Origin of the sequence: Brevundimonas vesicularis, from assembly GCF_900445985.1 — a bacterium.
Classification (GTDB): domain Bacteria; phylum Pseudomonadota; class Alphaproteobacteria; order Caulobacterales; family Caulobacteraceae; genus Brevundimonas; species Brevundimonas vesicularis_D.
The window spans coordinates 1391523-1405053 of record NZ_UAQP01000014.1; the positions used below are offsets into that span (position 1 = coordinate 1391523).

The window sequence follows — 13531 nt, forward strand, 5'->3', positions numbered from 1 at the left end:
ACCCTGACGCCGACGAGGATAGCTGATTGACCCACCCTGATGTCGAAAGTCCTAGGTGGGACGAGGCAAGCCGACTGGACGCCCTCAAACGCTATGGTGTTCTGGATACGCCCCCGGAAACGTCCTTCGACGACATCGCCAACCTCGCGGCGCGGATCTGTGACGCGCCCATGGCCGCCGTCAGCCTGGTGGATACGCAGCGTCAGTGGTTCAAAGCCGAGGTGGGCCTTGGCGTCAGTGAAACGCCACGGTCCCAATCCTTCTGCGCCCACGCCATGCTTGGCGACGAGGCCATGGTGGTGACGGATGCAGAGCGGGATTCCCGTTTCGCAGACAACGCCCTGGTCACCGGCCCGCCGCACATCCGCTTCTACGCCGGCCACCCGCTGAAGACGCCGGATGGCGTGTCACTGGGCGCGCTGTGCGTCCTGGACGACAAGCCGAGACCGGAAGGCCTCACCGAACTCCAGGCCCTGGCGCTGAAGACCCTCGCCGACCAGGTGATGAACCAGCTGGAGTTGCGTCGCGCCCTGCTGGACCGGGACACCAGCCAGCGCACGGCGCGTCTGGCGATGGAGGCGTCGGCCTATGTCGGGGCCTGGGATTGGGACATCGTCGAGAACAAGGTCGTCGCCGACGAGCGTTTCGCGCGCATGTACGGGGTCGATCCCGTCGCCGCTCAGGCCGGGGCGCCGATCGAGATGTTCACGGCCAATGTGCATCCTGGTGATGTTGAGCGCGTCCGGGACGAGATCGACCGCGCCATGTCCGGTGACGGCGTATTCCTCTGCGAATATCGTCTGATCGCCAACGGCGTCGAGCGTTGGGTGCTGGTGCGCGGCCAGACCTATTTTGACGCCAAGGGGGACGCTGCTCGCCTTCCCGGCATCGCTGTGGACATCACGGACCGCCGACGGATCGAGACGGATCTGGCCGAGACGGCGCGGGCCCTGAGCGAAAGCGAGGCGCGGTTCCGCGTTCTCGCCGACGCCATGCCGCAGATGGTCTGGTCGACGCGGCCTGACGGCTTCCACGACTATTACAATGCACGCTGGTACGAGTTCACCGGCGTGCCGCTCGGCTCCACGGACGGCGAGGGCTGGAACGACATGTTCCACGCCGATGATCGCGACCGCGCCTGGAGCGTCTGGCGTCGCTCGCTGGAGACCGGCGAACCCTATGAGATCGAGTACCGCCTGAGACACCACAGCGGGGTCTATCGTTGGACTCTGGGCCGCGCGGTCGCGGTGCGCGACGAAGCCGGCGAGATCACCCGTTGGTTCGGCACGCTGACCGATATTGACGAGCTGAAGCGGCTTGAGCAGGGGCGCGAACTGGTCAGCCAGGAGCTGAGCCACCGGATCAAGAACATCTTTGCGGTGGTCACGGCACTGGTCGCCTTGTCGGCGCGCCAGTATCCCGAAGCCAAGGCATTCTCCGCCTCGCTGCGCACCCGGATCGCCGCCCTGGCGCGCGCGCACGAGTTCGTGCGCCCTCATACGGAGACGTCGAAGACCACGATCGGCGCGACCACGCTGCATTCCTTCCTGTCGGACCTGTTCAAGGCCTATGCGGACGAGACCGGCGCGCCGCGTGTCGTGATCGAGGGGGATGATGCGGTCTTCGACGATCAGGCGGCGACGTCGGTGGCCCTCCTCTTTCACGAACTGGCCACCAATGCGGCCAAGTATGGGGCCCTGTCCGAAAAGGGCGGGCTGGTCTCGCTGAGGACCGCACGGAATGAAGATCGATTTGTGCTGACCTGGACCGAGACCGGAGGCCCGCCGATCCAAAATCCACCGGCGCGGACCGGCTTCGGTTCATCCCTCGCCACGCTTTCCGTGCAGGGACAATTGGGTGGACGGCTGGACCGCGAATGGGGTCCTGAAGGTTTGAAAATCATCGTCGATCTTCCGGCGACGGCGCTTTCACGCCGACGAGCCGCCCATGATCTTAGAAATTAGCGAAATGTTGAAACCAATCGGTTCAACTCGCGTTCTGTACGCTCCCGAGCACAAACCCAACCTCATGACCGCGCGTATCCTCATCATCGAAGACGAAGCCCTCGTTGCGATGGAGCTTCGATTCGTGCTGGAAGATCTGGGGCATGAAGTCCTGGGCGTCGCCGCGACCGCAAAGGCCGCGCGCGATCTGGTGCGCGAAAACGAAGTGGATTTGGCCCTGGTCGATATCCACCTGTCCGATGGTCCCACGGGGATCAACCTGGGTCGTGAACTGGGTCAGGACATGGGCGTCTCCGTCCTGTTCATGACGGCCAATCCCGGCATGGTGAAGGAAGGCGTCGCCGGAACGATCGGTGTCCTGTCCAAGCCGACGGATGAACATGCCGTGCAGACCGCCGTGGATTACGCCCTGCGCCGTCGCCAGGGTCAGCCGGTCGACTACGCACCGCCTGGTCTTCAACTCTTCGGGTAACCGCTTTCCCCAACGGTTGCAGCCGTATGGATGCGGCATATGTCGAGGGTTCCCAAAAGGAGACCTCCCCATGACGACCCTCACCAAACGCAAGCTCGGCTCCAGCGGCGTGGACATCGCCCCTCTGGTGTTCGGCGGCAACGTCTTCGGTTGGACGGCTGATGAGGAGACGTCGTTCGCCCTGCTGGACGCCTTCGTCGAGGCCGGTTTCGACGCCATCGACACCGCTGACGCCTATTCGCGCTGGGTTCCGGGCCACTCCGGAGGCGAAAGCGAGACGATCATCGGCAAGTGGCTTAAGGCGCGCGGTCGGCGCGATGACGTCAAGATCCTGACGAAGGTCGGATCGGACATGGGCCAGGGCCACAACGACCTGTCGCCGGCCTGGATCGAGACGGCGGTCGAGGCGTCGCTGCGCCGGCTCCAGACCGACTATATCGACCTGTATCAGACCCACTGGCCCGATCCGAAGACGCCGCAGGAGGAGACGCTGCGCGCGCTGGACAAGCTGGTGCAGGCTGGCAAGGTGCGCGCCATCGGCACCTCCAACCATTCGGCCGAACAGGTGTCCGAAGCTCTGGACATCTCGCAGCGCGAGGGTCTGGCCGCCTATGCGACGATCCAGCCGCACTACAACTTGTACAGCCGCGACACCTTCGAGGGCGCGTTGCAGGACCTGGCCGTGGAGAAGGGCTTGCGCGTCATCACCTACTTCAGCCTGGAGAGCGGTTTCCTGACCGGCAAATACAAGACCGTCGACCAGATCGCCGGGACCAAGCGCGAGGGGATGCTGAAGGACAAGTTCGACGAGCGCGGCGTGCGTATCCTGGCGGTTCTGGACGCCGTGGCCCAGAAGAATGAGGCCACCTCCGCCCAGGTCGCCCTGGCCTGGCTGCTGGCCCAGCCGGGCGTGACGGCCCCGATCGTCAGCGCGACCTCGACCGAACAACTGGCCGACACGCTGAAGGCGGCGACTCTGACGCTGTCGGACGAGGATCTGGCTGAACTGACGCAGGCCTCGGCCTACTGATCGCGCAGGATCGGGGTCACCAGACCCCGATCTTCTCCGCCTCGGCATGGCTGATGGGGTTGTGGGCCTTGGCGTGGTCCTCTTCGGCGAGGAAGCGGCTGACTTCTAAGGCGGCCATGCAGCCCATGCCGGCGGCGGTGACGGCCTGGCGATAGACGTCGTCGGTCACGTCGCCGGCGGCCCAGACGCCTTCGATCTCGGTCGAGGCGGTGCCGGGCTTGACCCGCAGATAGCCGCCGGCGTTGGTCTCCAACTGGCCCTTAAACAGTTCCGACGACGGGGCGTGGCCGATGGCGATGAAGACGCCGTCGGCTGGGATTTCTCGGGTCGAGCCGTCCTGGACGTTCTTGAGCCGGACGCCCGTGACGTTCTTGGCCATGCCGTCCACGACGCCGACGATCTCCTCGATCGCCGAGTTCCAGATCACCTCCACCTTGGGGTGGGCGAACAGCCGGTCCTGGAGGATCTTCTCGGCGCGAAACTCGTCGCGACGGTGAACGACCGTGACCTTGGAGGCGAAGTTGGTCAGGAACAGCGCTTCTTCGACGGCGGTGTTGCCGCCGCCCACGACCACGACCTCCTTGCCGCGATAGAAGAAGCCGTCGCAGGTCGCGCAGGCTGAGACGCCAAAGCCCTGATAAGCGGCCTCGCTCTCAAGCCCTAGCCATTTGGCCTGGGCGCCGGTGGAGATGATGACCGTCTCGGCCAGCAGCTCCTCGCCGCTGTCCAGCATCAGGCGGAAAGGGCGTTGCGACAGGTCGGCGGAGACCACGATGTCGTGGATGACCTCGGTCCCGACATGCAGGGCCTGGGCCTGCATCTGCTCCATCAGCCACGGACCCTGGATGGTGTCGGCGAAGCCGGGATAGTTCTCGACGTCGGTGGTGATGGTCAGCTGCCCGCCGGGCTGGATGCCGGCGATGACGACGGGGTTCAGCGAGGCGCGGGCGGCGTAGATGGCGGCGGTCCAGCCGGCGGGACCGGAACCGATGATGGCGACGCGAACGGTACGAGCTTGGGTCATGGCCCCTATTTAGGCGGTGATTCCCGTTTGCGCGATGCTAGTCTCGCCTGACACACAGGGGAGATGGGGATGACGAACAAGAACGCGGCCTTCCTGCCGATCGGGATCGGCATGGGCTTGTCGATCGGCGTGGCGCTGGGCGTGGCCCTGGACAATGTCGGCCTAGGTCTCGCGCTGGGCACGGCCATCGGATCGGGCTTTGGCGTGGCCTTGATGGGGGCCGCGAACGCCAAGGCCAAGAAGAGCGGCGGGTCGGACGGGGGCGCGGTCATGCGGCCATCGGATACGTCGCAGCACAGCGGCTCAGACTGCAGCGGGGACAGCGGCTGTGACGGTGGCGGCGGTGGCGGCGGCGACTGAAAAGGCTACTCCAGAATCTTTTAGTGCATTTTCGTGCAGATTTTTGCGAGCCGTTCTTAGAAAATCTCCTGATGACGGTCGTCACCATGGGGCTTGACGGCGTCAGGAACGGACGTGGGTTTCGCTATCGCGTCCGCATCGCTTCCAGAACGGCGCGCGCGGCGCGGTCGGTCTCGGCCAGCGGGTCGTAAGTCCAGCCGTCCAGCGCGCCGTCGAACGGGCGGGTGGCGCCCCGCGACTGCAGGTCGTCGTACAGGCGCGCGAACTTGTCGCCGGCCTTCAGCGGGATCATCGGCAGGACGTGGACCGGCTTGCCGGTGGAGGCGGCCTCGGCCGCCATGTTGGCGCTGTCCTCGGTGACCAGGATGTGGTCCGCGAAATGCAGGAAGCCGAACAGGGGGTTGTCGCCTGTCCCATCCCAGATCCAGCCCGGCAGGTCCGACAGGCGCGCGGTCATGACGGCCTTCGCCGCGTCGGGCGTGCGGCGTGAGAAGGTCAGCATCAGCGCGCCGCCCGACGCCCGCACGGCGTCCGCGATCTGGTCGGCCAGGTCCGCCGCATGGGCCTCGGTCAGGTCGAAAGCCTTGGACTTGCCGCCGATCAGCACGGCGATGCGCGGATGGGGCAGGGGGGCGATCCGGTCGGCGAAGGCGGGCGCGGCCTCGGCGATCCGCTGGGGCGTGATGCGGTGGGGCGAGCCGGTTATTTCAAAGACATTGTCGCCCGACAGACCGTCATGGGCAGGGGCGACGATCAGGTCGTAGCGATCATTGGCCCAGCGGGGATCCTGGGTTTGGACGACGAAGGTCTTGTCGCCGCTCCAGGCCTTGACGCGGGTCGACAGCGGCAGGGTCGCACGACCCGTGGCGATCCACAGATCGGGCCAAGGGGCGATCGGCGGCGCGGACGCCAGCATGGCCGGGGTCTTCAACGCCGACGGCAGGCGATCGAAGATCGGCCGCCAGCGGATATGTTTGATCGTGATCTCGGCCGGGGTCAGGCGCTGAACGGCCTCGGCGAGACCCAGCGCCTGATTCTCGATGCCGGCGCGGCCGTCCGAGACGACCCAGATGGAGAGGGGCTGCGCGGACGCTGCCCCCTCCACCGCTGTTACTTCCACTCGACCTTGAGGATCTCGTAGGCCTTCACGCCGCCAGGGGTGTTGACCTCCACGACGTCGCCGACCTCCTTGGAAATCATGGCGCGCGCGATCGGCGAGGCGATCGAGATCTTGCCCTTCTTCACATCGGCTTCGTGTTCGCCGACGATCTGATAGGTGGCCTCTTCCTCGGTGTCCTCGTCCACCACGGTGACCGTGGCGCCGAACTTGACCTGGCTGCCCGACAGTTTGGACACGTCGATGACCTGGGCGCGGCTGATCTTGTCCTCGATCTCGGCGATCTGGCCTTCGATCCAGCCCTGACGCTCCTTGGCGGCATGGTATTCGGCGTTTTCGGACAGATCGCCGTGCTCACGCGCCTCGGAAATGGCGGCGATCACGCTCGGCCTTTCGACCGACTTCAATTGCTTCAGTTGATCGTCGAGGGCACGGTAGCCCTCGCCCGTCATCGGCACTTTTTCCATTTGTGTCGTGATTTTTCTGGTTCGCCCGGAGACTGGAAAGACGCGAGATAAGCACACAAAAGGCCGCGGGGCGGGCGCGGCCGGGCATCAAGACTAGGGTTTCTCGCTCAGGAATTCAAGAGCGCAACGCCCGCGCCGATTGACCGCTCAGGCGCGGGCCGGCGGTTCGGGCTTGTGGTCACGACGCAGCACGCCCTTTATGAGGCTGTAGGCCAGCCAACCGACGGCGGCGAGGCCGGCGAGCATGAAGACGCCGGAAATCAGGGCGGCTCCTGCCGCCATGAAAGCGAGGACGAAGGCGACGGCCGCAGCCAGCCCGGCGACGATCTGAATGGTTTGAAGGCGCATGAGACCTTAACGCCCTCGACCACGGCGGGTTGCGCCGCCGCGATCACGATCCGATCACGCGTAGCTGTAGGGACCGCCGCGTTCGAGCGCGCGTTGATTTCCGGGGTTTCGTTCGTAGCGCACGACCTCATAGTTCAGGCCCAGCTCTTCGAGCAGCCACAGTACTCGTTGCGAGCGGCTGTCGTTCAGATGGTGGACTTTGATCATGGGTCGGCTCCGGGCGGCGAGGCGTGACTATTCGCAACGCCGCTCCAGAAGTCGAGCGGCGATTACGGACTCAGCGCGGGCGGCGGCCGCTCCAGCGTCCGCGCGGTTGCGGCGCGACCTTGGGCTTGGCGCCTTCGCGGCGGTTGCGCCAGACCTCATAGGCCAGGGTCGCCAGGCCCAGTTTGCCGGCGTGACGACCGGCGACGCGGCGGCCGCCCTTGGAGAGCAGCAGGCTGCCGATCAGCGGGACGAGTTTGTTCAGACGGGACATGATTGAGTTCCTTTCGTCGTCCCAACGCCCCGTGCGCGATCGGGGTTCGCCCTGCGACGACATGAACTGTCAGCGATCGACAGAAGGTTTGGCGCGCGCGATGCGCCGAGCGGTGCTAGCGCTAGGGCATGAGCCAATCCCGCATCGCCGCCTTCTTCACCTCCCTGAGCTTTTTCGTCATCGCGGCCCTGGTCGCCGGCGTCGTCGTCGGCGCCCTGGCGCAAGGGTCGCAGGCCGCGTGGCTGACCGGCGCCTTGGGCGTGGTCGAGAGCCTGGGCCAGGTGTGGCTGAACGCCCTGCGCATGACCGTCATTCCCCTGGTGTTCAGCCTGCTGGTGACCGGCATCGTCTCCATCGCCGATGCGGCGGCGACGGGCCGGATCGCGGTCCGGTCGTTGGTGGTGTTCGGCGTCCTGCTGGTCGGGGCGACGATCTATGCGATCCTGGCGGGGCTGGGCCTGCTGGCGGTCTGGCCAATCGATCCCGAGGCGGGGCGTGGCCTGCTGGCGGGCGTCAGCGCCGAATCGCTGGCGACCGTAGGCGAGGCGGCGCGCACCGACGGCCTGCGCGCCTTCCTGGCCAGTCTGGCGCCCGCCAATGTGGTCAAGGCGGCGGCCGACGACGGGGTGCTGGCGGTGGTGGTCTTCGCCGTGGCCTTCGGCTTCGCCGCGACGCGGATCAAGGCCGAGCTGCGACGGCCCCTGGCCGGCTTCTTCGAGGCGGTGGCCGAGACCATGGTGGTCATCGTCCACTGGGTGCTGCTGGCCGCGCCGTTCGGTGTGTTCGCTTTGGCGCTAGGCGTGGGTTTGCGTGCGGGCCTCGGGGTGGCGGGGACGCTGGCCCATTATGTCGCCATCGTCTGCCTCAGCCAGATTGGGCTGATCCTGATCATCTATGTCGTGGCGATTGTGTGGGGGCGGATTTCGCTGGCCCGTTTCGCGCGCGCCGTGGCCCCGGCCCAGGTGGTCGCTGTCTCGACCCAGTCGTCGCTGGCCAGCCTGCCGGTGATGATCGAGCGCGCGCGCGACTGGTTGGGCGTGCCCCAGACCTCCGCCGGCCTCGTTCTGCCGCTGGCGGTGGCGGTGTTCCGCATCACCAGCCCGGTCGCAAATCTGGCGGTCTGCCTCTATGTGGCGCAGTTGCACGGGGTGGAGTTGGGGCTCGGCGTGCTGATCGCCGGCGGTCTGACGGCCATCGCCGTTTCCATCGCCTCGGTGGGCCTGCCGGGCCAGGTCAGCTTCTTCGCCGCCATCGGCCCCATCTGCCTGGCCATGGGCCTGCCGCTTGGCGTGCTGCCGCTGCTGCTGGCGGTCGAGGTCATCCCCGACATCTTCCGCACCGTCGGCAATGTCACCGCCGACCTGGCCGCAACCCGGATCGTGGCGGGCGAAGATGGCGCTGGCGAAGACGGTCGCGCTACAGAATGACCCAGGCGGCGCCGCCCGCCAGCAGGATCAGGTGAAGCAGGACGACGAAGCCGAACTGGGTCCTGAACGGCTCCTTGCGGGTCTTGTGGCGCAGGATGTGCTGACCCATCCACGCGCCCAGCCCGCCGATCAGGCCGAACAGCAACAACGTGGATTCTGGCGTCCGCCACAGGCCCGCCTTGGCGCGCTGCTTGTCCCTGGCGAAGGCGAGAAATCCCAAGACTTCGCCGCACAGGATGGCGATCAGGGCGAGGTCGAGATTGGACATCGGCGTGGCTCCGGCGTTCGGCCGCTACAGCCTTGCAGCGTGCGGCCGAAACCCGGAGTTTTCGTCAACGTCAGGCGTAGTCCTGGATCGCCCGTACATCCAGGTCGCCGGCCTTGATCGCGCCGATGGCCTGGGCCGCCGCCAGGGCGCCGGCGGTGGTGGTGTAGTAGGGCATCTTCATCATCAGGGCGGTGCGGCGCAGGCTGAAACTGTCCTGCAGCGACTGCTTGCCCGATGTGGTGTTGAAGACCAGTTGGACCTCGCCGTTTTTCATCGCGTCCACGATGTGCGGGCGGCCTTCCAGCACCTTCTTGACCAGTTTCACCTCCAGCCCCTGTTCGACCAGATAGGCGTGGGTCCCGCCGGTGGCCATCAGGCTGAAGCCTTCGGCCAGCAACGTCCGGGCGGCGTCGACGATGAAGGGCTTGTCCTCGTCCTTGACCGAGATGAAGGCGCAGCCCGAGGTCGGCAGTTTGGCGCCGCCGCCGATCTGGGACTTGGCGAAGGCGCGGGCGAAGGCGGGGGCCATGTCGGCCTCTCCCGGCCGCTTGAAGTCCAGGCCCATGACCTCGCCGGTCGAGCGCATCTCCGGGCCCAGGACGGTGTCGACCCCGGCGAAGCGGGCGAAGGGGAAGACGGCTTCCTTGACCGCGATATGGTCGTAGGGCTTGTCCGTCAGACCGAACGACTTCAGCGGCACGCCGGCCATGACCTTGGCGGCGATGGAGGCGATGGGCTGGCCGATAGTCTTGGCCACAAAGGGCGCCGTGCGGCTGGCGCGCGGATTGACCTCCAGCACGAAGATGCGCGGGTTTTCACTGTGCGGCTCCTCGATGGCGAACTGCACATTCATCAGGCCCCGCACCTTCAGGGCCTTGGCCATTTCGGTGGTCTGACGCTTCAGCTCGTCCACGATCTCGGGCCGCAGCGAGAAGGGCGGCATGGAGCAGGCGCTGTCGCCCGAGTGCACGCCGGCTTCCTCGATATGTTCCAGCACGCCGGCGACAAAGACCGTCTCGTCGTCGCACAGGGCGTCCACGTCCACCTCGGTGGCGCGGTTTAGATAGTGGTCGATCAGGACAGGATCGTCGCCCGAGACGCGCATGGCCTCGTGGACGTAGCGGTCCAGTTGCTCGCGGTCGTGGACGATCATCATGCCGCGTCCGCCCAGGACGTAGGAGGGGCGCAGGACGACGGGGTAGCCGACCTCTTCGGCCTTCTGCGCAGCCTCCTCGGCCGAACGCGCCAGGCCGTTGGGCGGCTGGCGCAGGCCGATGCCCTCCAGCATCTGCTGGAAGCGTTCGCGGTCCTCGGCCAGGTCGATGGAGTCGACGCTGGTGCCCAGGACGGGGATGTTGTCCTCCTGCAGGGCGTGGGCCAGTTTCAGCGGGGTCTGGCCGCCGAACTGGACGACGCAACCGATAAGGTCGCCGTTCGAGCGCTCGACCTCGATCAGCTCCAGCACGTCCTCGGCCGTCAGCGGCTCGAAATACAGGCGATCGGAGGTGTCGTAGTCGGTCGAGACGGTCTCGGGGTTGCAGTTGACCATGATGCTTTCGACGCCGATCTGGTCGAAGGCGAAGGCCGCGTGGCAGCAGCAGTAGTCGAACTCGATGCCCTGGCCGATCCGGTTCGGACCGCCGCCCAGGATGATGGCCTTCTTCTTGTCCGTCGGCTCAGACTCGCACTCGGGAATTTGGCCCAGAGCGCCGGTCTCATAGGTCGAGTACATATAGGCGGTGGCGCTGGCGAACTCGGCGGCGCAGGTGTCGATGCGCTTGAACACCGGGCGCACGTTCAGGCCGCGACGAGCGGTCCGGACGGATTTTTCGGTCTGGCCAGTCAGTTGCGCCAGACGGGCGTCGGAGAAGCCCTTGGCCTTCAGGCGGCGGAACTCGGTCGGGTCGGTCGGCAGGCCCTTGACCCGCACATGGCCTTCCTCGCGCACGATGTCGGCGATCTGGCGCAGGAACCAGGGTTCGTAGGAACAGGCGGCGTTGACCTCCTCGACCGTCAGGCCGTGGCGGAAGGCCTGGGCGATGACGCGGATGCGGTCGGGGGTCGGAACGCCCAGGGCGCGCACGACGGCGCCGCGGGCCGTGGCGTCGTCTTCGGCGCCAGCGACCCCTTCAATCTCGATTTCGTCGAAGCCGGACAGGCCCGTCTCCAGCCCGCGCAGGGCCTTCTGCATCGATTCCTGGAAGGTCCGGCCGATGGCCATGACCTCGCCCACCGACTTCATCGAGGTGCCCAGCAGGGGCTCGGAACCCGGATATTTCTCAAAGGCGAAGCGCGGGATCTTGGTGACGACATAGTCGATCGACGGCTCGAACGACGCCGGCGTGACCTGGGTGATGTCGTTGGTCAGTTCGTCCAGGGTGTAGCCGACCGCCAGACGCGCCGCGACCTTGGCGATGGGGAAGCCGGTGGCCTTGGACGCCAGCGCGGACGAGCGCGACACGCGCGGGTTCATCTCGATCACGACCATGCGGCCATCGGCGGGGTTGATGGCCCACTGCACGTTCGAGCCGCCCGTCTCGACGCCGATCTCGCGCAGCACATTGATCGAGCCCGTCCGCATCCGCTGATATTCCTTGTCGGTCAGCGTCAGGGCAGGGGCGACAGTGATGCTGTCGCCGGTGTGGACGCCCATCGGATCGACGTTCTCGATCGAGCAGATGATGATGCAGTTGTCCGCCGTGTCGCGGACGACCTCCATCTCGTATTCCTTCCAGCCTAGGACCGACTCCTCGATCAGCACCTCGGTGGTCGGCGACAGGTCCAGGCCGCGCAGGACGATCTCCTCGAACTCCTCGCGGTTGAAGGCGATGCCGCCGCCGGTGCCGGCCAGGGTGAAGGACGGGCGGATGACAGCGGGCAGGCCGACGAACTCCAGCCCCTCCAGCGCCTCTTCCATCGAATGGGCGGCCTTGGAGCGGGGGCTCTCCAGACCCAGCTTATCCATCGCGTCGCGGAACTTCTGGCGGTCCTCGGCCTTGTCGATCACCTCGGCCTTGGCGCCGATCATCTCGACGCCGTGCTTGGCCAGCGCGCCGGATTCATGCAGGGCCAGGGCGGTGTTCAGCGCGGTCTGGCCGCCCATGGTCGGCAGCAGGGCGTCGGGCTTTTCCTTGATGATGATCTTCTCGACCATCTCGGGCGTGATAGGCTCGATATAGGTGGCGTCGGCCACCTCCGGGTCGGTCATGATGGTGGCGGGGTTCGAGTTGACCAGGATGACCCGGTAGCCTTCCGCCTTCAGCGCCTTGCAGGCCTGAACCCCGGAATAGTCGAACTCGCACGCCTGGCCGATGACGATCGGGCCGGCGCCGATGATGAGGATGGACTTGATGTCTGTGCGCTTGGGCATCGCCAGCTCTTCTTCTTATTGAACGCTAGTGGGTCACGACCGCGCATTCCCAGCCGTCATACTCCAGCTGGAAGGCCGCGGCCCAGGTCTGCATCATGGACGAGGTCGCCGCAAAAGACGCTTCGTCCACCGCCATGGTCGTTTCGAGCACCGTCATGTCGTCGGCGCCGCGCGTCAGAAAGCCGGCGCGCCGGGCGACCTCGTTCAGGTCGCCGTGGTCGCCCTCGCCATAGAAGTAGAACAACGTATGGCGCGGCGTCACGCCGCTGTCGCCCTGTTCGGCCAGCGCCGCGCGCACCATGGCGTCGCGTTCGTCATGACAGATGTCCGAGGCGTCCAAGGGAGTGCGTCGTCCTTCGTTCTCTACGCGCGCGAGAAGCCCCCGCAGAGCCTGGCCCTGCGACGCTCACGTCTGCTTGTCGGTTAAGCGGCCCGTTTAGAGAGCGAGGGGCGAGGGGGCAAGACCTTAAGCGTCCGCGATCGCCGCGATCCAGTCGGGGAGTTCGTCCATGCGGGCGAGGGAGACGTACCGCGGCTCGTTCTCCGGGGCGTCGGCGAGTTCGTGGGCCCAGGTGACGTGATAGGGGATGTGGACGCCGAAGGCGCCGGCGGCGATGGCGGGCAGGACGTCGGACTTCATGGAGTTGCCGGCCATGACGGCCTCGGCGGGGCCGGTGCCGTGGCGGTTGAAGACCCGCTCGTAGGTGGCGCGATCCTTTTCTGAGACGATCTCGACGGCGCTGAACAGGTCGCCCAAGCCTGAGGCGGCCAGTTTGCGCTCCTGATCCAGCAGGTCGCCCTTGGTGATCAGGACAAGTCGGTATTTTTCGGACAGTTCGGCGACGACCGCGTCCACGCCGGGCAGGGTCTCGACCGGGTGGGCCAGCATCTCGCGACCGGCGGCCAGGATTTCGCGCACGACTTGGGGCGGAGCCTGCCCATCCGTCAGCTCCATCGCCGTCTCGATCATCGACAGGGTGAAGCCCTTGATGCCGTAGCCATAGAGCCGCAGGTTGCGTTGCTCGGTTTCGGCCAGGCGCGCCTCGATGGTCGCCTCGTCGCCGTGGTCGGCCAGAAGATCGACGAACCGCGCATGGGTCAGGCGGAAGATCGTCTCGTTGTGCCAGAGGGTATCGTCGGCATCGAGGCCGACCGTGGTGATGCTCATGCCGCGCCCCTATCATGGGACGAACGAGGAAGGGAGAC

General features: G+C 66.3%; 14 protein-coding genes and 1 pseudogene. 5 read left to right on the forward strand and 10 right to left on the reverse strand.

All coding sequences use genetic code 11. From position 1 onward, the window contains the following. Window positions 1-26: 26 nt before the first annotated feature. The 3 genes from DT343_RS15890 to DT343_RS15900 all read left to right on the forward strand — a co-directional run bounded on the left by DT343_RS15890 (window position 27) and on the right by DT343_RS15900 (window position 3466). Window positions 27-1964 carry a PAS domain-containing protein gene (locus DT343_RS15890; RefSeq protein ID WP_112863633.1) on the forward strand — a complete coding sequence of 646 codons (1938 nt, stop codon included), beginning with the start codon at window positions 27-29 and terminating at the stop codon, window positions 1962-1964. A gap of 4 nt (window positions 1965-1968) precedes the next feature. Beyond that, complete coding sequence (locus DT343_RS15895) at window positions 1969-2436, forward strand: response regulator (RefSeq protein WP_258522598.1); 468 nt, start codon at window positions 1969-1971, stop codon at window positions 2434-2436. A gap of 70 nt (window positions 2437-2506) precedes the next feature. Then, window positions 2507-3466: an aldo/keto reductase gene (locus DT343_RS15900; protein ID WP_112863634.1), complete on the forward strand. Its 960-nt coding sequence runs from the start codon at window positions 2507-2509 to the stop codon at window positions 3464-3466. Window positions 3467-3482: 16 nt separating this feature from the next. Here the strand turns inward: DT343_RS15900 and trxB are convergent, their stop codons facing one another. Beyond that, window positions 3483-4490 carry a thioredoxin-disulfide reductase gene (gene trxB / locus DT343_RS15905; RefSeq protein ID WP_112863635.1) on the reverse strand — a complete coding sequence of 336 codons (1008 nt, stop codon included), beginning with the start codon at window positions 4488-4490 and terminating at the stop codon, window positions 3483-3485. Between the two features lie 69 nt (window positions 4491-4559). Here trxB and DT343_RS15910 point away from each other — a divergent pair, with 69 nt between their 5' ends. Then, window positions 4560-4850, forward strand: a complete 291-nt coding sequence (locus tag DT343_RS15910; protein ID WP_220116746.1) for a hypothetical protein — start codon at window positions 4560-4562, stop codon at window positions 4848-4850. Window positions 4851-4974: 124 nt separating this feature from the next. On the opposite strand, the gene DT343_RS15915 is transcribed toward DT343_RS15910, so the two are convergent. From DT343_RS15915 to DT343_RS15935, 5 genes and pseudogenes are all read right to left on the reverse strand, one after another. Continuing rightward, window positions 4975-5970, reverse strand: coding sequence for a mitochondrial fission ELM1 family protein (locus DT343_RS15915; RefSeq protein WP_220116748.1), 996 nt, complete (start codon window positions 5968-5970; stop codon window positions 4975-4977). After that, window positions 5961-6434, reverse strand: coding sequence for a transcription elongation factor GreA (gene greA, locus DT343_RS15920; RefSeq protein WP_055752933.1), 474 nt, complete (start codon window positions 6432-6434; stop codon window positions 5961-5963). The genes DT343_RS15915 and greA overlap by 10 nt, the downstream gene beginning before the upstream one ends. 147 nt (window positions 6435-6581) lie before the next feature. Beyond that, window positions 6582-6782 carry a hypothetical protein gene (locus DT343_RS15925; protein WP_055752934.1) on the reverse strand — a complete coding sequence of 67 codons (201 nt, stop codon included), beginning with the start codon at window positions 6780-6782 and terminating at the stop codon, window positions 6582-6584. A gap of 102 nt (window positions 6783-6884) precedes the next feature. Continuing rightward, window positions 6885-6989: pseudogene (locus DT343_RS15930) on the reverse strand (glutathione S-transferase); the annotation flags it as partial. A 70-nt stretch (window positions 6990-7059) separates the two neighbouring features. Beyond that, window positions 7060-7260 carry a cysteine protease gene (locus tag DT343_RS15935; protein WP_112863638.1) on the reverse strand — a complete coding sequence of 67 codons (201 nt, stop codon included), beginning with the start codon at window positions 7258-7260 and terminating at the stop codon, window positions 7060-7062. Window positions 7261-7388: 128 nt separating this feature from the next. On the opposite strand from DT343_RS15935, the gene DT343_RS15940 reads away from it, so the two are divergent. Further along, window positions 7389-8687: a dicarboxylate/amino acid:cation symporter gene (locus tag DT343_RS15940; protein WP_112863639.1), complete on the forward strand. Its 1299-nt coding sequence runs from the start codon at window positions 7389-7391 to the stop codon at window positions 8685-8687. On the opposite strand, the gene DT343_RS15945 is transcribed toward DT343_RS15940, so the two are convergent. The 4 genes from DT343_RS15945 to DT343_RS15960 form a co-directional block, all read right to left on the reverse strand. Continuing rightward, window positions 8677-8955: a DUF1294 domain-containing protein gene (locus DT343_RS15945; protein WP_112863640.1), complete on the reverse strand. Its 279-nt coding sequence runs from the start codon at window positions 8953-8955 to the stop codon at window positions 8677-8679. The two genes, DT343_RS15940 and DT343_RS15945, sit on opposite strands and share 11 nt — an antisense overlap. Before the next feature lie 70 nt (window positions 8956-9025). Continuing rightward, a complete protein-coding gene (carB, locus tag DT343_RS15950) occupies window positions 9026-12325 on the reverse strand; it encodes a carbamoyl-phosphate synthase large subunit (protein WP_112863641.1) in 3300 nt (1099 codons plus the stop codon). A 25-nt stretch (window positions 12326-12350) separates the two neighbouring features. Continuing rightward, window positions 12351-12665 (reverse strand): ribonuclease E inhibitor RraB, encoded by a 315-nt coding sequence (locus DT343_RS15955; RefSeq protein WP_258522599.1) that lies wholly within the window; start codon window positions 12663-12665, stop codon window positions 12351-12353. A 126-nt stretch (window positions 12666-12791) separates the two neighbouring features. After that, complete coding sequence (locus DT343_RS15960) at window positions 12792-13493, reverse strand: HAD family hydrolase (protein ID WP_112863642.1); 702 nt, start codon at window positions 13491-13493, stop codon at window positions 12792-12794. Window positions 13494-13531: the final 38 nt, after the last annotated feature.